Source organism: Actinospineispora acaciae DSM 45401 (assembly GCF_000620785.1).
In the GTDB taxonomy this organism is placed as follows: Bacteria; Actinomycetota; Actinomycetes; order Mycobacteriales; family Pseudonocardiaceae; genus Pseudonocardia; species Pseudonocardia acaciae.
In genome coordinates, this window is record NZ_JIAI01000002.1 from 864,324 (window position 1) to 882,637 (window position 18,314).

Below are 18,314 nucleotides of genomic sequence, written 5' to 3' on the forward strand. Positions count from 1 at the left end.
CCGGCGCGCGGGTTCCGGCCAGCTCGGCCCGGGTTCCGGCCAGTGCGGCGGGCGCGGCCGGGCGCAGTGGCAGGATGGCGGCATGGCCCGGCTCGATTACAACGCACTGAACGACACCATCCGCTACACCATGTGGTCGGTCTTCCGGGTCGAACCCGGCCGGCTCGGCGAGGACCGGGCGGCGGCCGCCGAGCAGGCCGCCCAGTTCGTCGCGGCCCTGGACGGCAAGGGGGTGGTGGTGCGCGGGGTGTACGACCTGGCCGGGCTGCGCGCGGACGCCGACTACCTGGTCTGGTGGCACGCCGCCGAGATCGAGCCGCTGCAGGCCGCATACGCGGACCTGCGCCGGGACACCACGCTCGGTCGGGCCAGCGTGCCGGTCTGGAGTCAGGTCGCGCTGCACCGCCCGGCGGAGTTCAACAAGAGCCACGTGCCCGCCTTCCTGGCCGGCGAGGACCCGAGGCGCTACATCTGCGTGTACCCGTTCGTGCGGTCCTACGAGTGGTACCTGCTGCCGGACGAGGAGCGCCGGCGGATGCTCGCCCAGCACGGCATGCAGGCCCGTGAGTTCCCGGACGTGCGGGCCAACACGGTGGCCAGCTTCGCGCTCGGCGACTACGAGTGGATCCTCGCGTTCGAGGCCGACGAGCTGCACCGCATCGTCGACCTGATGCGCCACCTGCGGGCCAGCGACGCGCGCCGGCACGTGCGCGAGGAGGTGCCGTTCTACACCGGCCGCCGGCTGGAGGTCGCCGACCTGATCGCCTCCCTGCCCTAACGCACGAGGCGCTCCGCCGCCCGGTCGAACACGGGCGCGACGGCGGCGAACGGAACGGCCACGGCCGTCATCAGGGCGGCCGCGGTCGTCGAGTGCGCCAGCCTCGGCCCGAGCGCGGCCATCAGCGCGGCGACCCCGGGCAGCGGCCGCGCGAAGATCTTGATCTCACGGACGGCGGCGGACTCGTCGAACGTCAGGAGCGCGGCGACCTCGATGCGTGTGCCCCTGATGCGTCCCCGAACCGCGACCAGCCGGCGTTCGCGGTCGCCGAAGTCCTCCAGGATCTCCGGATCGCTGACGATCTCGGTGATCGCCGTCAGCAGGGGGACGACCCGGTCGTGGCCTCGGAAGCGGTACCTGGACAGGATCGGGGAGTACAGCACGACGTCCGGTGCGAGCATGTCGGTGACGGCGGGGATGTCACCGTCGACGAGCGCGGCCGGGAACGGGTGAACGGATCTCATTCCCCGATTTGTAACAGAGTTACGAAACGCTTGCTAGCGTGCCCAGGTGACGGGGGCGGGCGGGTGGTAGCGGCAGTGGGTGCCGGTGGAGACCGACTCGGTCAGGTGGTCGGCCAGCTCGGGGTGGAGCTTTCGCAGCCGGCGGAGGGTGTCGCGGATGCGGGCGGTCACGGCCTGCCTGGCCCGTTCGGTCTCGTCGCCGAGGCGTCGGGAGCGGCCGGCGAGGCCGGTGGCTCGGCGCAGCTCGTCCAGCAGGGCCTCCCGTTCTTGGTCCAGGGCGGCGGCGCGGTGGTCGTCGCCCCGGTCGAGCAGGTCGTCCAGCTCCTGGTCGATGCGACGTAGCCGGTCCCGGTACGCGGCGCGGGCCTGGTCGTCGAGGACCGGGTCGGCACCGAGGCGGCGGGTGTGGCGGGTGTGCCGGGTGTCGTCGCCGGGGTCGAGGAGGACGACGGCCGGTATGTCGGTGCCCGGCGCACCGAGCAAGGTGTGCAGGTCGCGCAGGCCCTTGGCGTCGCGCATGTGCACGGTGTGCCCGCCGTAGCGCAGCGTCCACACCTGCCCGTCGAAGCTGAACGCGTTCGGCGCCTCCTCGGCGCGGGCCGAGGGCGAGGCCAGGTGACGGTACGGGTCCATGGCGCGCGCCATGTCCAGCTCGTCCGCCTCGCGCATCGCGTCCGCGACGAGTGCCGCCGCGGCGTGTGCGTCACCCCGGGCGGCGAGCGCGTCGGCCAGCCGGGCGCGGGCCAGCACCGACCAGGGCCGGGCGCCGAGCCGGTCGGCGGACGCGCCGGCGGCGGTGAACCTGGCCACCGCGTCGTCGTACCGTCCCTGCGCCCTGTCCACCGACCCGAGCCAGTGGTTCATCGGACCCAGGATCACCCCGCCGGAGAGCACCGCCCAGGTGTGCGCGACCGGTTCGAGGTCCGCCCGCGCCCGCCGGCACAGCTCGTCGTCCCCGGTGACCGCCGCGAGGTGCGCCCGGAACACCAGCAGTATCGACCGGAACCGCGCCGGCAGCCCGGCGATCCGTGACTCGACCGAGGCCAGCCACCGGGCGGCCAGCTCGGGCGTGACCGGGCGCGGGATCAGGGCCAGCAGCACGTCGGTGAACGGCTGGCCCGGGGTGCTGCCGGCCGCCGCCTCGGCCGAGGCGTAGTCCGCGCGCATCATCTCCAGCGCCCAGACCTGGTCCCGCAGCACCATCCGTCGGTCCACCTCGCCGACCCGCTCGCCGAACGCGGACGCCTCGTCCAGGTACCGACGGGCCTGCGCGAACCGGCCGGCGAGCACCTCCAGGGCGCCCCGCCGGGACAGCGCGAGAAAGCGGTGGCGGGGCAGCCGGGTGCGCTCGGTGAGCCGCTCGAAGGTGGCGAACTCGCCGAGCGCCCTCGGGTCGCCGAGCTCGAGGTGGGCCAGCGTGCGCAGGAACGAGGCCAGCGCCTCCAGCTCCCGGTTGTGCGCCCGGCGGGCCGCGCCGCCCAGCTCGTCGAGCACCTCGACGCGGGCCTCGGCGGTGCCGGGCTCCCACATCGCGTCGTGGTGCGCCAGCAGCGCCCAGCCCAGCGCGTCGTCGTCGCCGTGCTCGCGGGCCAGCGCGACGGCCCGCTCGCCCAGCAGGCGGGCGGCCTTGCCGTCCACCGCCTTGTGGGTGCGCGCCATGCTGGCGGCGGCGAGCAGCAGGGCGGACAGCGCGTCGTCCCGCTCCGGCGCTTCGTCGAGGCGGGCGCGGGCCTCGTCCATCAGGTTGATCTGGGCCCTGGCGTCCTCGGCCGGGTCGCCGAGGCGGTGCAGCCCGAGCGCGGCGCGGGCCAGCAGCGGGGCGTCGCCCAGCTCGCGGGCGGTGGCGATGACGTGCTCGAACGCCTCCCTGGCCTCGGTCAGCCCGCCGGCCTGGTCCAGCGCGGTGCCCAGGTCCAGCTCGATGGCCGCCCGGTCGGCGCGCCGGGCCGGATCGGTCAGCTCCAGCGCCGCCCGGTAGTGCCGGGTGGCCTCCTCGGGCGCCAGCCTGCCCAGGGCGTCCGTCGCGGCCGCCCGCAGCAGCTCGACGGCCTTCTCCTCGGCCAGCTCCGGGACCGCAAGCCGGGCGTGGTGCGCCAGGGTGGCCTCGGCGCCCCCGGCCGCTTGCAGGGCACGCACCAGCTCGGCGTGTGCGGCCCGCCGCTGCCGGTCGCCCAGCGAGCCGTAGAGGAACTCGCGCACCAGGTCGTGGGTGAACGCGTACCGCCCGTGCCTGGTCGCCGAGGCCAGCCCGGTGGCCACCGCCAGCCCGAGCAGCCGCTCTACCTCCTCCGGCGAGGTGGCGGCGGCCGCGCCGAGCAGCGCGGGGTCGAACTCGTGGCCGATCACCGCCGCCGTGCGCAGCAGCCCGAGCAGCGGCCCCGGCAGCGGCGCCAGCCGCCGTTCGATGGCGTCGCGCACCCCGGCGGCGACCGGTTCGCCGGTGCCGGCCAGCCGGGCGGTCTGCTCGACGAAGAACGGGTTGCCGCCGGTGCGGCGGTGCACCTCGGCCGCCAGCGCGCGGTCCGGGGCGTCGCCGGTGGCCCTGGCGATCAGCGCGCCGACCTGCTCGGCGTCCAGGCCGGTCAGCCGCACGGCGGTGGCCCGGGGGAGCAGCGGCGCCAGCAGGGGGCGCAGCGGGTGCTCCGGGGTGTCGATCTCGACGTCCCGGTAGGTGCCGATCACCAGGATCGGCTCGAACGCGGCGTGCCGGACCACGAACTCCAGCAGCCGGACCGACGCCGGGTCGGCCCAGTGCAGGTCGTCCAGCACGACCGCGACCGGATGGTCCCTGGCGGCGGTCACCAGCAGGTTGGTGAACGCGTCGTGCAGCCGGAACGCGGCGCCGTCGGTCGAGGCGGGCCGCCGTGAGCCCGGCTCGCCGAGCAGCGCGGGCAGGCCGTCGCCGGCGGCCTCGGTGGCCCGCGCCCACTCCTCGGTGCCGGCCACCCGGGCCAGGTTGCGCGCCACCTGCACCCACGGCCAGTAGTCCGGGGCGCCGCCGCCGTCCCAGCACACCCCGTTGAGCACCCGGGCGCCGCGCCGGCGGGCCGCCGCCGCCACCTCGGTGACCAGCGTGGTCTTCCCGATCCCGGCCTCGCCGCTGACCAGCGCGAGCCCGCCGCGCCCCGCCAGCAGGTGGTCGACCTCGGCGCGCAGCACGCCGACGGGGTGCTCGCGACCGATCAACGGTGACGACATCGTGACGCCCGTCAACCTCCCGCTCCCGTGAGAAGACGACTCACGGCCGCGAGACCGGGTCTCGCGCCTTCCGGTCGAGAGTACCGATCAACCGGAGGGCACCATGTCGCACGCAGGCCGGCCACCGTCCACCACCGTCGTCGAGGACCCGGCCCGGATCGCCGTGATCATCGGCAGCACCCGGGAGGGCCGGGCCGGGGCGGGCATCGCCCGGTGGTTCCTGACCCACGTCAGCGAGCGCGAGGACGTCGACCTCGACGTCATCGACCTGCGGGACCTCGTGCTGCCGATGCACTATCCCGAGGAGCGGACGCCCGGGCAGCACGCGCTGGCCGAGCGGATCGGCCGGGCGGACGGGTTCGTGGTGGTCACCCCGGAGTACAACCACAGCTACCCGGCCTCGCTCAAGCACGCCATCGACGTGGTGCACGAGCAGTGGTTCGCCAAGCCCGTCGGGTTCGTCTCCTACGGCGGCATGGCGCAGGGCCTGCGCGCGGTGGAGCACCTGCGGATGGTGTTCGCCGAGCTGCATGCGGTCACCGTCCGGGACGGGGTGAGCGTCAACCTGTTCGACGGCAGCGTCGACGACAACGGCTGGGTGCTGGACTCCAACGGGGCCGGGCACGCGGCCAAGACCATGGTCAACCAGCTGCTGTGGTGGGCGCACGCGCTGCGCGACGCCAGGGCCATCCGTCCCTACGGGGCCTGAGATGGCCGAGCTTTCCGTGAACGTCCCGCGTCGTCGTGCGGTGCCGGCGCCGTGGCTGGCGCTGCTGGCCGGGCCGCTGTCCTTCGGCATCACCGGGCCGAGCCTGGTGCTCTCCGACGTGGCCGGCTCGCTGAGCGTGTCGCTGGCCGCCGCCGCGTCGCTGGTCACCGCGTTCGGCTGGGGGATCGCGGTGGGTACTCCGCTGATGGGGGTGTTGCTGGCGCGGCGTGGGACGGCGGTCGCGTTGGGTGTCGGGGCGGTGCTGGTGGCCGCCGGGGCGGTGTCGGTGCTGACGGTGCCGGGGTTGGCGGCGCTGGTCGTCGGGTCCGGGCTGCAGGCGCTGGGCACCGCCGGGCTGACGGTGGTGGCGATGAGCCTGGCCGGTTCGGCCGGTGCGATGGGGATGGTCACCGCCGCGCTCGCCTCGTTCGGCGCCGTCGCGCCGCTGATCGGGGCGCGGGTCAGCGCGGCGGTGTCGTGGCAGGCCACGCTGGCGCTGCCGTTGCTGAGCCTGCTCGCGCTGCCGGCGGTGTGGCTGGGTGCCGGCGGTCGTGGCGGTGGTGGCGGTGGTGGGGCGGTGGCCGGGCGGGGTGACCCGGTGGGTGCGGCGCTGCTGGTCGGGTTGGTCACGGCGTTGGTGTTCCTGCCGAGCCGGCCGCTGGTCGCCGGGGTGGTCGCGGTGGCGGCGGCGGTGTCGTTGGTGTGGCATGCGCGGCGGCGTCGGGATGGGTTCGTGCCGGCGTCGGTGCTGGCCAGTCCGAAGTTCCTGGCTTCGTCGGGGATCGCGCTGCTGGTGGCGGTGGTCAACTTCGGGGTGGTGTACGCGGTGCCGGGGGTGATCGCATCGTTGACCGGCTGGGGGAGCGGTCAGCTCGGGGTGGCCATGCTGGTGCCGTACCTCTCCGGCGGTGCGATCTCCTGGTTCCTGGTGACGCTCTCGGCGCGGCTGGGTTATCTCGTGCTGGTCGGGACGCTGGTCGCCGGCGCCGTGGTGGCGGCGGGGGCGGTCGCCGTGGGCGGTTCGCTGCCGACCGTGTTCGCGGGCATGGTCATCGGCTCGCTGAGCGCGTCCACCGGGCAGGGCGCGCTGGCGCTGCGGGCCGCCGCCTCGGTGCCGGAACGGGTCCGGCCGACCGCGATCGGGTTGTTCAACCTGTGTTACCTGCTCGGCGCCGCGTTCGGCCCGGCCATCGCGGCCGCCGGCGCTTGAACCGCCTGCGGCCGTCGATCCGATCCGTTAATCGTTAAACAGACCGACGGTCGGTCTATTTGGTGGGCGGTGGTCAGGCGCCGTTTGTGGGCGGCGGTCAGGCTGCTTGTGGGCGGTGGTCAGCGGATCAGCGCGACCGCTTCGACCTCGATGAGCAGGCCGTCGAACGCCAGCCGGGTCACCTCCACGGCGGTGGAGGCCGGCAACCTCGCCGGATCCAGGTACTCGTTGCGGACCTTGCGGACGGTGGGCAGCTCGGTGGCGTCGAGCACGTAGTAGTTCAGCTTGACGACGTCGGCGAACGTCGCGCCCACGGCGGCGAGCGCGGCGCGCAGGTTGTCGAACACCTGCCGGGTCTGCGTCTCGACGTCGCCCTGCCCGACGACCTTGCCGTCCCGGTCCAGCGCGACCTGCCCGGAGACGTACACCGGCCGTCCCTCGGTCACCTCGACGACATGGGTGTAGCCGAAGGGGGCGTGGATCGTCTCCGGGTTGACGAAGTTGGCGGACACGGCGCGGTCAGCCCTCCTCGGGCACCAGGGTCAGGGACACGCTGTTGATGCAGTACCGCAGGTCGGTCGGGGTGTCGTAGCCCTCGCCGGCGAACACGTGGCCGAGGTGGCCGTGGCAGCGCGCGCAGAGCACCTCGGTGCGGGTCATGCCCAGGCTGTCGTCGGTGCGCTCGATGACGGCCTCGCCGGCCAGCGGGGTGAAGAACGACGGCCAGCCGCAGTGCGACTCGAACTTCGTCTCGCTGCGGAACAGCTCGGCGCCGCAGGCCCGGCAGGCGTACACGCCGACGGTCTTGGTGTCCACGTACTCGCCGGTGAACGGCCGCTCGGTGCCGGCCTGCCGGAGCACGCGGTACTCCTCGGGGCTGAGCCGCTCGCGCCACTCCTGCTCGGAGTGGACCACCTCGGGCGCGGTGCCGGTCTCGGATTCCATGCCATCAGGCTAATACGCCGATCAGAACAACGCGGCGAGCACGAAACCCAGCGCATCGGCGATCACGTACCCGGCGACCAGCAGCAACAGGCTCACCAGCAGCACCGCCCCCAGCCTGCGCTCGCCGCTCGCCCGGTTGGCCGAGTCGGCGAAGTCCGAGACGCCGTCCAGGTAGCCCTCCACGGTGAACGTGGGCCGCTCACGGTGCATCCGGTCCAGGTGCGCGGCGAACGCCTGGGCCTCCGGGTCGTCCGGGTCCAGCCCGAGCAGCTCGTCGTCGAACCGTCCGCCGGACTCGACGGGATCGCGGCTGGCCATGTACCCACGGTAGCGTCTGAGCGCGAATGATGAACCGTGCGTAAGCCGATCAGATAACGGAGACGACCCGATGAGCCCGACACGTTCACCGGCCGTGGAGCTGACAGTGCCGGGCCCGGAGGGTGACCGCGTGGTGCGGGTGTCCAACCCGGACAAGGTGTACTTCCCGGCGCGCGGCATCACCAAGCGCGAGGTGGTCGACTACTACCTCGCCGTGTCCGAGCCGCTGCTGCGTGCGATCGGGCATCGGCCGACCACGCTCAAGCGGTTCGTGGACGGGGTCGACGGCGAGCCGTTCTACCAGAAGCGGCTGCCCAAGGGCGCGCCGCCGTGGGTGCGGACCGCCCGGATCACCTTCCCCAGCGGCCGCCCCGCCGACGAGGTGTGCCCGACCGAGCCGGCCGTGCTGGCCTGGGCGGCGAACCTGGGCACCCTGGACTTCCACCCGTGGCCGGTGCTCGACACCGACACCGACCATCCCGACGAGCTGCGCATCGACCTCGACCCGCAGCCGGGCACCGACTTCGCCGACGCGGTCGCGGTGGCCGGCGTGCTGCGCGAGGTGCTGGACGAGGCCGGCCTGGTCGGCTGGCCGAAGACGTCAGGCGGGCGCGGCGTGCACGTCACCGTCCGCATCCGCCCGGAGTGGACGTTCACCGAGGTCCGCCGCGCGGTGATCACCATCGGCCGCCGGGTGACGGCCAAGGTGCCGGAGCGGGCGACGCTGGAGTGGTGGAAGGAGAGCCGGGGCGAGCGGGTGTTCCTGGACTACAACCAGGCCTGCCGGGACCGCACGGTGGCCAGCGCGTGGTCGGTGCGCGGCCGCCCCGGCGCGACCGTCTCCATGCCGGTGACCTGGGAAGACCTGGGCGAGATCGACCCGGAGCAGTTCGAGCTGCGCTCCGTGCCCGCGCTGCTGGCCGAGCGCGGCGACCCGCACGCAGGCCTGGACACCGAGCCCGGCCGTGGCCTGGAGACCGTCCTGGAATGGGCCGAGCGCGACGCCGCCGCCGGCCTGGGTGACCTCCCGTACCCACCCGACTACCCCAAGATGCCCGGCGAGCCCAAACGCGTCCAACCGTCCCGCGCCAAGAAGCCTGACCAGGAAAAAGAATCCTCGAAGAAGTAGCCCGACCGCGAGTTGACCGCCGTGCGACGCTGGGCCCATGGCGGAGGGGGAGAGCGGTCGTCTGCTGGTCCTCGGAGGTTCGTGGTTCCTGGGGCGCGCGGCGGTGACCGAGGCGCTGGCGCGTGGATGGTCCGTGACCACGTTCCGGCGCGGCCGGTCCGGTGCCGACATCCCGGGCGTCGAGCTGATCCGGGGAGACCGGACCGACACCGGTGACCTGGCTCGGCTGGCGTCGGCTGGCCCGTGGGATCTGGTGATCGACACCTCCGGTTATGTGCCTCGTGAACAGGGCGAGGTGGCCCGGGCGCTGAAGCCGGTTGCCGAGCGGTTCGTGTTCGTCTCGTCCGTCTCGGTCTATGCCCGGTGGCCGCTGGAGCCGTTGACCGAGGCGTCGGAGGTGCTGGAATGCCCGCCCGATGCCGGACCTGACTTCGGCTACGACGGTGACCCCGGTCCCTCGGTGTACGGCTTCACGAAGGCAGGGTGTGAGCAGGCCGTACTGGAAGTGTTCGGAGCGGACCGCACGGTGATCCTCCGCCCGGGGGTGATGCTCGGACCGTATGAGTATGTGGACCGGTTGCCCTGGTGGCTGCGGCGCATGTCCCGGGGCGGCCGGGTGTTGGCGCCCGGTAGCCCTGACAAGGAGATTCAGCCGGTGGATGTTCGCGATGTGGCCACGTTCGCCCTAGCCGCGCCGTCCGGGGTGTTTAACGTGACCGGCACCAGCGTCAGCACGGGCGACTTCCTCGGCCGATGTCGCGAGGTGGCCGGCCCGTCCGCCGAGCTGGTCTGGGTGACCGACGATCGCTGGCTGATCGACCAGGGTGTGAGGCAGTGGACCGAGCTTCCGTTGTGGCGCACCCATGCCGGCGCGTGGTCGGTTGACTCGTCGGCAGCGATCGCCGCTGGACTCCGGACCCTTGGATACGGGCGAACGATCGCCGACACGTGGGCGTGGATGCAGGCTGGCGGGGTCGGCGTCGGTGACGATGGGCGCGGCGTGGAACGTCGCCTCGGCCCGGCAAAGGAGGCCGCGATCCTGGGCACTTGGGCGGCCCGCGAGCTAGACCACTGCGGCTAGCTCAGCTCGGCCCGATCGCCGGGCGCGCGGTTGTCCTGCCCAGGCTTCCGGCGGTGAACTCCTCGATGTTCTCGCCAAGCTGGGCGGCCTCGATCGCGCCTCGGAACCGGGGAGCGCCAACGAGCCGGCCCAGCGTGAGAAGCCGTTGCGCGACTCCTTCGGTGCGTTCAGCGGACGGTAGCCCGAAGACGGCGCGGATCGCGGCTTCGCAGCCAGCCAGGTCACCACGCAGCACCCGGGCGGTGCCCAGATCGACCGTCGCCGACACCTGTCCCGATGCCCACCGTCGGCCGGCGGGCAGTTCGGCGAATGCTTGGACGGCGTGCTCTGCGGCCGGCTCGGCGCGCTTCCCGTCGTTCAATGCGACATAGGCCGAGCTGGCGCACAGCGCGTGCCGAGACCGGTCGAACAGCAGCTCACCGCCAACGCTGTCCTGGAACTCGTCGTCCCCGGCGAGTTCGAGCTGGTCGCTGGCGGCGGCCAGGTCGGCGCTCACCTCGTCGCGGGCGCCGATCAGCGAGAGCGCCCGTGCGCGCACCGAGTGCAGCCGCACACGAGAAGTGCCGGCGGGAGCGCCGATCAGCCCAGCTTCAGCGGCCGCGACGGCGCGGCGAGGCAGGCCCGACCAGAGTGCGACCGTAGCTTGCAGCCCGCGTGCCCACGCGCATAGCGACGGGTGATCGATCACTGAGCCGTAGGTGAATGCGGCCCGTGCCTGCTCCTCGGCCACGTCCGGATGGCCGAGGTCGAAGCTCACCGAAGTCAGCAGCCCGCAGCAAAGCCCCGCCAGTAGGTACAGCTCGGCTTGCTGACGTGGTTTCGAGGTCCGGTCCAGCTGCTCGTATGCGGTGTCTCGCAGCTGCACCAGCTCGGTCAGCATCGTTAGCGGCGGCCGGCTCAGGCACCCGTTCGCGGCTCGCCGCGCGGCGTCCTGGAGATGCTCAAGCGCGGACGGATCGATCGCGCCGGCCGAACTTATGGCGTGCTCGACTGAACGTCGTCCAGCCTCGGCCACCGCGTCGCCTCCCTCCGCCGGAGCGGCCAGCTCGTCTGGCGGCCCGAGCAAGCGTTCGACTGGCTCGCCGAACCACCCCTCGAGCACTCGGCAGAATGCGGCCGTCCGAGGGATCGGGGCGCCGCCGCGAAGCCACCGCTTCAACTGGCGCTCAGATACAGCTATCTCATTCTCGCCGAGCCGCCGCGCTTCCGAAGGGAACCGACGCAGTACGTCACGCTGTGACAGGTGGGCGGCGCGGATCTTCTGTTCCAACCGGGTCCGCGGGCGGTCGGCCATAGGTTAGAACCGTAGCGAGCAGCGGCATCGTTTAGCGCAGGTTGCGGTACTGATGGCCCTGTCATGGCCTGAAATGGCCCTGTCATGGCCCGGGAACGCCCGTCGTCACGCACATAGCGTCCCGCGCGTGATCGACGACGACACGTGGTGCGGGCTTCTGGCCCGCCGCGACCAGCCGGGGGCGCGACGCCATGGCTGACCAAGACCCCGCATCAGCAGTACGGCTGACGTTCGGCCTGCTGCTCGACATGACCGACTACCACGTCCACGCCGTGTATGACCCCGAAGATCCTTGCCCGCTCACTGTGTGCGGCGAGCACCTCATTCCCGGGATCTTCGTGCCAGGCCCGGCCTTGCTGCATCGCGGCTGCCTGGCGGCCATCCCGGACCCGGACACCGTCGAGCTTCGACCGGCGTCAGCCGTTCGTCGACGGCTGCTGAACGCTGACCCGGATCACGCCGCCGGGCCGATCCTCAAGCTCACTCGCTGGTATCTCGCGGCGCGTTACGACCAGCGCATACGCCGCGCGATCACAGCGGAGTGGCGTCGTGGCTGAGGCGAGCAAGTGCCGCTGTGGCCAGACCACCGTGAGCGGACTCCCGATCCTCTGTGGCCCGCACGATGTCGGCGGTTCCGCCATGACCGCGCGGTCATGCCGTCGTCCGGTGCAGGGCGGCGAGCTTGGCGGCGCTGGGGCTGCCGGGCTCGGCGGTGCAGAGCACCAGGCGCAGGTCGTGGCCGGGGAAGCGCAGGGTCTGCAGCTCCAGGTCCAGCTCGCCCAGCTCCGGGTGGGTGATCCGCTTGCGCAGGATCGGCCGGTCCCGCACGTCGTGGCTGGCCCAGCCGGCGGCGAACGCCGGGCTGTGGGCGGTGAACGCCCTGGCCAGCTCGGTGATCGCGGGTTCGGACGGGTAGCGCGCGCCGGCCGACCGCAGCTCGGCGGCGACCTGCCTGTCGAACTCGCCGTCGGTGCCCTCGCCGGCGCCGCACCGGGTGCCGCCGTCGCGCAGGGACAGCCGCACCACGTTGCGCTCGGACGCGGGCAGCGCCGCGAAGTCGGCGATCACGGCGGCCGCCATGGCATTCCAGGCGACGATGTCCTGCGCGGGGTTCACCACGTAGCCGGGGACCGGGCCGAGCCGGTCCAGCAGCCGGCGCACGTCGTCGGGCACCGCATCGTCGGGTGCCCCGTCACGGCCGCGCGGGGCCTGGTCGGCGAGCCGGGCCAGGTGCGCGCGCTCGGTGTCGGTCAGCCGCAGCGCGGTGGCCAGCGCCGCTAGCACCTGGGTGGACGGGCGCGGCGCGCGGGCCTGCTCCAACCGCTCGTAGTAGCTGGTGGACACCCCGGCCAGCCAGGCCACCTCCTCGCGGCGCAGGCCCGGGGTGCGGCGGGCCCGCCCGGCCGGCGCCGGCTCGGGTCGCAGCGCCTCCCGGCGGTGCCGCAGGAACTCGGCCAGTTCGCGCTTGCTCATGTGCTCAAGGCTGGCACGTCCGGGGGTCGGTTATCCACGGACCGGTGGTCCGGGGCTGACCGGGCCGTTCCGCGGTTGCCGCCACCGCGGCGAGCCTGGACACACGCACCACACACGGAGGTCAACACACGTGCCGCGCACACCCGAAGAGACGTTCCGGCGGCTGCTGGAGCTGCTGTTGGACAAGGACATGGACGGCATCGCCGACCTGTGGGCGCCGGACGGGGAGGCGGAGTTCCCGTTCGCCACCGGCGGCGCCCCGACCCGGTTGGACGGCCGGGAGGCGGTCCGCCGCTACCTGGACGGCTACCCGGACCGGATGGACGTGACGGACATCCCGTCGGTGACCGTGCACCACACGCAGGACCCGGACACGGTCGTCGTCGAGTTCACCGCGAACGGGCGCACCGTGAGCACGGACACCCCGTACCGGATGGACTACATCGCGGTGGTCACCGTCAAGGACGGACTGATCGCGTCCTACCGGGACTACTGGAGCCCGGTGGCGGCCGCCCGCGCCGCCGGCACCCTGCCCGAGCTGCTGGCCGCGCTGGACGCGACGGTGGCCCGATGAGCACGGTCCTGGTCACCGGGGGGACCGGCAACACCGGCCGGCCGCTGTGCGCGCTGCTGCGTACAAGAGGCGCCAGGGTGCGGGCGGCCAGCCGCCACCCGGACGACGCAGAGGCGGTGCGGTTCGACTGGCACGACCCGGCCACCCACGGCGCCGCGCTGGACGGGGTGGACGCCGTCTACCTCGTTCCGCCGCTGCTGAACCTCGACCCGATGACGCTGGTCGGCCCGTTCCTGGACACCGCGCGGAGGCTGGGCGTGCGGAAGGTGGTGCTGCTCGGCTCGCTGGCGGTGCTGCCGAACGCGCCCGGGGTGGCGGAGATGTACGACGCGGTGCGGCGCGCGCCGGAGTGGGTGGTGCTGCGGCCGTCCGGGTTCATGCAGAACTTCACCGGCCCGCACCCGCTGGCCGCCCGCATCCGGGAGCGCGGCGAGATCCGCACCGCCAGCGGCGGCGGCCGGCTCGGCTGGATCGACGCCGAGGACATCGCGTCCGTCGCCGCCGTCGCGCTGCTCGACCCTGGGATCGCGGGCGAGCACGTGCTGACCGGGCCGGAGTCGCTCGGCTACCGGGACGCGGCGTCGACCATCGCGAAGATCACCGGGCGAACCATCCGGGTCGTCGACATCACCGTCGAGGAGCTGGCCCGCACGTACGTCGACGCCGGCATGCCCGCCGACTACGCCGAAGCGCTGGCCGGCATGCACGCGGACATCCGCGCCGGTAGCGAAGACCGTGTGACGACCGCGGTGCGCGACATCACCGGGCGCGAGCCGCGTTCGTTCGAGGAATTCGTCCGGAGCCACGACACGGCCACAGCGGCCTTTGTCAAGCCTTCCCGGGCGGTGACGTAGAATAAGGACAGTAGCGGCCCCCCCGACGCACCCGGGGGGGCCGCTACCTTTGTCAGAACCGCCTCGTCACTGAGGCTGCTGGTGGCCGGATCAGTAGCCGGCGCCACCGCCGCTCGAGCCCGCGTTGCACTGCGAGCTGTTGGCCGAACCATTACCGAGGAGCCCGAGTCCCAGGTCGATCGGAATCAGACACCAGGACTGCGCGGTCCCGCCGGGCCCGCCGACGGCGTAGCCGTGTCCGTGCCCGCCCGCCAGCGCGGTCGCGCCGAACAGGCCGGACGTACCCACTGCCAGGGCACCCACCGCGACGGTCACGGCGGCACGCTTTCCAAGCTTGCGAATCATCGTGTCCTCCCTTTTCGTCGGCCAAGGCGCGTGTCGCCTTAACCGACTTCAAGGTCTACTGGCATGCTGTTCGCGTTGTCCATGGCTGGTTCATCCCGATTGCGAAACTACCGGTCAGGGCTAAGCCCCGACCGGGTGGCAGTGCCATACAATCGAGGCTGACATACGTTTGATCGGTTACTGGTCGTAGTCATGGGCCGGTCGGCCCACTCGTACGAGTAGTTTTCACGCGATGCCGGCGTCGACCGTTCGTGTTGATTGTCGAACTCGGTCCACTTTATTCGGCCTGTCGCATTCTTTTGTGGAATAAACGCGCCACATCGGCTCACTCTTTCCCGTGAACTAACGCGAACGGGGGTCAGGGTGGGCAGAGCACGCTGGCCGGCGGCACCGTGCCGTTGACCCACAGCGCGTCCACCGCCGAGGTGACGCACGGCGTGCGCGGGTAGGCGCCCCGGCCGGCGCCCTGCCAGTTGACCACCCGGGCCGGCGCGAGCTGGTCGGCGGCGCGCTGGTAGCCCTGCAGGGGCTGGCGCGGGCTGAGCGCGGTGGCCAGCACGAGCATCGGCGGCGCGCCGTTGGCCGGGCCGGGCCTGGCGGGCTCGGCGGGCACCGGCCACGCCGTGCACATCAGCAGCCGTTGGGCCATCACCGCGCCGAACACCGGATGGTCGGTCCGCCACTTCGCGATCAGGCCGGTGACCTGCGGCGGGCTGACCCGTTGCGTGGTGTCGTTGCAGGTGGTGGCCAGGGACAGGTCGAAGCGGCCGTTCAGGCCGACCATCTGGTCGAGGTAGCGCAGCAGCCCGGTGGAGCTGCCGCGCTGGGCCTCGGCGATCGCGGCCGTCAGCGCGGGCCAGCCCTCCGGGTCGTCCAGCCCGATCAGCACCGCGTGCAGCATCCCGGTGCCGGTGAGCTGGTCGCCGTCCGGGCCGGGCTCGGGGCGGTTGCGCAGCTGCTCGGCCAGTTGGCGCAGGGTGGCGCGCGGATCGGCGCCCAGCGGGCAGCCCGGCCGGGCCGCGCAGTCCTTGGCGAACGCGTCGAAGGTGGCCTCGGCGGCGGTGGCGCGCGCCTCGGCCGCCCCGATCGCGTCCTGGGTCGGGTCCGGCGGGGAGTCCAGCACCACCCGGCCCACCGAGCTCGGCGAGCCCTGCGCCCACACCGACAGCGCGCGCGCCCCGTCGCCCAGCCCGAGCGCGCTGAGCGTGCGCACCCCGAGCAGCCGGCGCGCCCGTTCCACGTCCTGGACGGTGTGCGCGGTGTCGTACCTGGTCAGCGTGTCGCCCTCGGTGAGGTAGCACTCCTGCACGATCTGCCGGGCGTCCTCCAGCAGCCGGTCCACCGCCCTCGGGTCGGGGCCGGAGACGTCGGTGTTCAGGATGTCCTCGCGCAGGTCCGGCGGCGCGCAGTCCAGCCGGCTGGTGCCCTCGCCCCTGCGGTCCATCCCGATCAGGTCGAAGTGGCTGAGCAGCGACGCGGGCACGGTGGCGGCCAGCCGGGCGGCGCGGGTGGTGCCGGTCTCGCCGTCGCTGTCGCCCAGGATCAGCAGCGGTGGCCGGGTGCCGGGCGGCTGGTTGTCCAGGGAGGCGCGCATCAGCCCGATCGAGGACTGCCGGCGCCGGCCGGTGTCGGAGTCGGCGTCCACCGGGATGTCCGCGCACTCGAAGCGCAGCGGGCGGTCGGACGGTATCCGCACCGGCAGGATCGCCTGCAGGTCCTCCGTGCAGTCGATGAAGTCCACCGCGTCGGCCCTGCCCACATCGGGCACCGGGACCACCGGGCCCGGGGGTGGCGGTGGCCGGCGTTGCGGGGGCTCCGGGGCGCCGTCCACGGCGCTGGGGCCCTGCACCGCGACCGGCGGGCGCGTCGAGGGGCCGACGGTGCACGAGCAGAGGGCCAGGCCGGCAGCGGCCACGGCGACGGCCAGCTTGCCCAGCCCGGCCGGCCCCCGCCCTCGACCAGCCGATCGCCGCACGCGTCTCTCCCCAGCTCAGTCAGCACCGCGACGCGGAGTGCGCCGCACCGTACAGCCTGATGGCTACGGGGTGAGGATCCGGTGAGCCACGGGTTTGATCCTCTAGCCCTCGCGCAGGTACCGCAGCAGCAGCACGCCGTCCTCCTCCAGGACGCCGGCCAGCCGCAGCCCGCGCGGCGCGTCCAGCGCACTCCCGACCATCCGGGCGGTGCCGGCGCCGACCAGCGCCGGGGTGATCGTGAGGCACAGCTCGTCCACGGCGCCGGCCGCGACCAGCTCGCCGAACAGCCGGGGGCCGCCCTCGCACAGCACCCGGCGCAGGCCGCGCGCGTCCAGCTCGGCGAGCAGGGCGGCCGGGGTCAGCGGGTGTTCGCCCAGCTCGACGACCTCGGCGCCGGCGTCGGCCAGCCGGCGCAGGTTGGCCGGCGGGGCGCCCGAGGCGGCCAGAATCAGCGGCGGCACGGCGGTGTCGGTGAACAGCGGCGCCGCCGGATCCAGCTCGGCGCTCGCGGTGACCACGGCGATCCTCGGCGGTGCGCCGGTGGCCTGGTTGGGTTTGCGGGCGCCCCGGTAGTTCTCGGCGCGGGCGGTCTGGGCGCCGACCAATATCACGTCGCACAGCCGGCGCAGCAGCCCGAACACCCGGCGGTCCGGCTTGCTCGACAACCCCCGGGACAGGCCGCGCACGGTGGCCGCGCCGTCCACGCTGGTCACGAAGTTCACCCGGACGTAGGGCCGCTCCAGCCCGTCCGGGTACGCGTAGGCCCGCGCGAGGTTGGCTTCGGACAGCTCGGACAGCCGCACGAACTCAGCCGAACAGCGCGCGTCCGACGATCTCTTTCATGATCTCGTTGGTGCCGCCGAAGATGGACTGCACGCGCGCGTCCAGGAACGCCCTGGCGATCGGGTACTCCAGCATGTAGCCGTACCCGCCGTGCAGCTGCACGCACCTGTCCACGCTGCGCTTGAGCAGGTCGGACGTCCACCACTTGGCCATCGCGGCGTCGGTGACCGACAGCTTGCCCGCCACGTGCTCCTCGATGCAGCGGTCCACGAACACCCTGGCCACCTGCGCCTCGGTGGCGATCTCGGCCAGCTCGAAGCGGGTGTTCTGGAACGCCGAGATGGGCTTGCCGAACGCGTGCCGCTCCTTGGTGTAGGCGGCGGTCACCTCCAGCGCGTGCTCCACCCCGGCCGCGCAGGCCACCGCGATGGACAGCCGCTCCTGCGGCAGGTTCTGCATCAGGTAGACGAACCCCTGGCCGAGCTCGCCGAGCAGGTTGGACTCCGGCACCCGCACGTCGGTGAAGAACAGCTCGGCGGTGTCCTGGGCCTTCATGCCGACCTTCTTCAGCCGCCGGCCGCGCTCGAACCCGGGCATGTCCCGCTCCACCACCAGCAGGCTGAAGCCGTGGCTGCCGGCGTCGGGGTCGGTGCGCACCACCACGATGACCAGGTCGGACATGATGCCGTTGGTGATGAACGTCTTGGCCCCGTTCACCACGAAGTCGGCGCCATCACCACTGCCGTCGCGCACCGCGCTGGTCTGTATCCCTTGCAGGTCGCTGCCGGTGCCCGGCTCGGTCATCGCGATCGCCGTGATGATCTCCCCGGAGCAGAACCCGGGCAGCCAGCGCCGCTTCTGCTCGTCGCTGGCCAGCCGCAGCAGGTACGGCGCGATCACGTCGTTCTGCAGCGGGAAGCCGATCCCGCTGGCCCCGGCCCTGGTCAGCTCCTCGGTGAGGATCGCGTTGTAGCGGAAGTCCGCGACCCCGCCGCCGCCGAACTCCTCCGGCACGTCCACCCCGAGCAGCCCGGCCTTCCCGGCGGCCAGCCAGACCTCCCTGCTGACCTGTCCGTCCTCCTCCCACCGCTCGTGGTGCGGCTCGATCTCGCGCTGGACGAACGTCCGGGCCAGCTCACGAAAGGCGAGGTGGTCGTCGGTGAACAGGGTGCGCTCCATGCGC

At 72.9% G+C, this 18,314-nt stretch carries 19 protein-coding genes; 8 read left to right on the forward strand and 11 right to left on the reverse strand.

Going from position 1 to position 18,314, the window contains the following annotated elements:
* Positions 1–82 precede the first annotated feature (82 nt).
* Positions 83–778 (forward strand): hydrogen peroxide-dependent heme synthase, encoded by a 696-nt coding sequence (gene hemQ / locus N912_RS0113695; protein ID WP_028922874.1) that lies wholly within the window; start codon positions 83–85, stop codon positions 776–778.
* On the opposite strand, the gene N912_RS60290 is transcribed toward hemQ, so the two are convergent.
* Both N912_RS60290 and N912_RS0113705 read right to left on the reverse strand, forming a co-directional pair.
* The gene (locus tag N912_RS60290) at positions 775–1,242 is read right to left on the reverse strand and encodes a nuclear transport factor 2-like protein (RefSeq protein WP_051580142.1); all 468 of its coding nucleotides are present in this window, start codon (positions 1,240–1,242) and stop codon (positions 775–777) included. The genes hemQ and N912_RS60290 overlap by 4 nt on opposite strands.
* 33 nt (positions 1,243–1,275) lie before the next feature.
* Positions 1,276–4,440 carry an ATP-binding protein gene (locus N912_RS0113705; RefSeq protein ID WP_028922875.1) on the reverse strand — a complete coding sequence of 1,055 codons (3,165 nt, stop codon included), beginning with the start codon at positions 4,438–4,440 and terminating at the stop codon, positions 1,276–1,278.
* A 103-nt stretch (positions 4,441–4,543) separates the two neighbouring features.
* On the opposite strand from N912_RS0113705, the gene N912_RS0113710 reads away from it, so the two are divergent.
* Positions 4,544–5,149 (forward strand): NADPH-dependent FMN reductase, encoded by a 606-nt coding sequence (locus N912_RS0113710; protein ID WP_051580143.1) that lies wholly within the window; start codon positions 4,544–4,546, stop codon positions 5,147–5,149.
* Position 5,150: 1 nt separating this feature from the next.
* Complete coding sequence (locus tag N912_RS0113715) at positions 5,151–6,359, forward strand: MFS transporter (RefSeq protein WP_028922877.1); 1,209 nt, start codon at positions 5,151–5,153, stop codon at positions 6,357–6,359.
* Between the two features lie 119 nt (positions 6,360–6,478).
* Here N912_RS0113715 and N912_RS0113720 read toward each other — a convergent pair whose 3' ends face one another.
* The 3 genes from N912_RS0113720 to N912_RS0113730 are packed head-to-tail and all read right to left on the reverse strand — an operon-like array spanning position 6,479 to position 7,622.
* Positions 6,479–6,871, reverse strand: coding sequence for a RidA family protein (locus tag N912_RS0113720; protein WP_028922878.1), 393 nt, complete (start codon positions 6,869–6,871; stop codon positions 6,479–6,481).
* A gap of 7 nt (positions 6,872–6,878) precedes the next feature.
* Entirely contained in the window at positions 6,879–7,304 is a 426-nt protein-coding gene (msrB, locus tag N912_RS0113725; protein WP_028922879.1) for a peptide-methionine (R)-S-oxide reductase MsrB, read from the reverse strand.
* 21 nt (positions 7,305–7,325) lie between these two features.
* On the reverse strand, positions 7,326–7,622 hold the full coding sequence (locus N912_RS0113730; RefSeq protein WP_028922880.1) for a hypothetical protein: 297 nt from the start codon (positions 7,620–7,622) through the stop codon (positions 7,326–7,328).
* 70 nt (positions 7,623–7,692) lie between these two features.
* Here N912_RS0113730 and ligD point away from each other — a divergent pair, with 70 nt between their 5' ends.
* Together ligD and N912_RS0113740 are read left to right on the forward strand one after the other, a co-directional pair.
* On the forward strand, positions 7,693–8,751 hold the full coding sequence (gene ligD / locus N912_RS0113735; RefSeq protein WP_051580144.1) for a non-homologous end-joining DNA ligase: 1,059 nt from the start codon (positions 7,693–7,695) through the stop codon (positions 8,749–8,751).
* A 37-nt stretch (positions 8,752–8,788) separates the two neighbouring features.
* Positions 8,789–9,832 carry an NAD-dependent epimerase/dehydratase family protein gene (locus tag N912_RS0113740; protein WP_028922882.1) on the forward strand — a complete coding sequence of 348 codons (1,044 nt, stop codon included), beginning with the start codon at positions 8,789–8,791 and terminating at the stop codon, positions 9,830–9,832.
* Between the two features lies 1 nt (position 9,833).
* Here the strand turns inward: N912_RS0113740 and N912_RS60295 are convergent, their stop codons facing one another.
* Entirely contained in the window at positions 9,834–11,126 is a 1,293-nt protein-coding gene (locus N912_RS60295) for an NsdA family TPR-like regulatory protein (protein ID WP_051580145.1), read from the reverse strand.
* 191 nt (positions 11,127–11,317) lie between these two features.
* On the opposite strand from N912_RS60295, the gene N912_RS0113750 reads away from it, so the two are divergent.
* Positions 11,318–11,683 (forward strand): hypothetical protein, encoded by a 366-nt coding sequence (locus tag N912_RS0113750; RefSeq protein ID WP_028922883.1) that lies wholly within the window; start codon positions 11,318–11,320, stop codon positions 11,681–11,683.
* A 94-nt stretch (positions 11,684–11,777) separates the two neighbouring features.
* On the opposite strand, the gene N912_RS0113755 is transcribed toward N912_RS0113750, so the two are convergent.
* Positions 11,778–12,599 carry a helix-turn-helix transcriptional regulator gene (locus tag N912_RS0113755; RefSeq protein WP_028922884.1) on the reverse strand — a complete coding sequence of 274 codons (822 nt, stop codon included), beginning with the start codon at positions 12,597–12,599 and terminating at the stop codon, positions 11,778–11,780.
* A 130-nt stretch (positions 12,600–12,729) separates the two neighbouring features.
* Here N912_RS0113755 and N912_RS0113760 point away from each other — a divergent pair, with 130 nt between their 5' ends.
* Positions 12,730–13,173 (forward strand): nuclear transport factor 2 family protein, encoded by a 444-nt coding sequence (locus N912_RS0113760; RefSeq protein WP_245645272.1) that lies wholly within the window; start codon positions 12,730–12,732, stop codon positions 13,171–13,173.
* A complete protein-coding gene (locus N912_RS51730) occupies positions 13,170–14,027 on the forward strand; it encodes an NmrA family NAD(P)-binding protein (RefSeq protein WP_037064343.1) in 858 nt (285 codons plus the stop codon). The genes N912_RS0113760 and N912_RS51730 overlap by 4 nt, the downstream gene beginning before the upstream one ends.
* A gap of 90 nt (positions 14,028–14,117) precedes the next feature.
* Here N912_RS51730 and N912_RS0113770 read toward each other — a convergent pair whose 3' ends face one another.
* The 4 genes from N912_RS0113770 to N912_RS0113785 all read right to left on the reverse strand — a co-directional run bounded on the left by N912_RS0113770 (position 14,118) and on the right by N912_RS0113785 (position 18,310).
* Entirely contained in the window at positions 14,118–14,372 is a 255-nt protein-coding gene (locus N912_RS0113770; RefSeq protein ID WP_156993530.1) for a hypothetical protein, read from the reverse strand.
* A gap of 358 nt (positions 14,373–14,730) precedes the next feature.
* The gene (locus tag N912_RS0113775) at positions 14,731–16,347 is read right to left on the reverse strand and encodes an alpha/beta hydrolase (protein WP_156993533.1); all 1,617 of its coding nucleotides are present in this window, start codon (positions 16,345–16,347) and stop codon (positions 14,731–14,733) included.
* 102 nt (positions 16,348–16,449) lie between these two features.
* The gene (locus N912_RS0113780) at positions 16,450–17,151 is read right to left on the reverse strand and encodes a pyrimidine reductase family protein (protein ID WP_028922888.1); all 702 of its coding nucleotides are present in this window, start codon (positions 17,149–17,151) and stop codon (positions 16,450–16,452) included.
* Between the two features lie 4 nt (positions 17,152–17,155).
* A complete protein-coding gene (locus N912_RS0113785; protein ID WP_028922889.1) occupies positions 17,156–18,310 on the reverse strand; it encodes an acyl-CoA dehydrogenase family protein in 1,155 nt (384 codons plus the stop codon).
* Positions 18,311–18,314 lie beyond the last annotated feature (4 nt).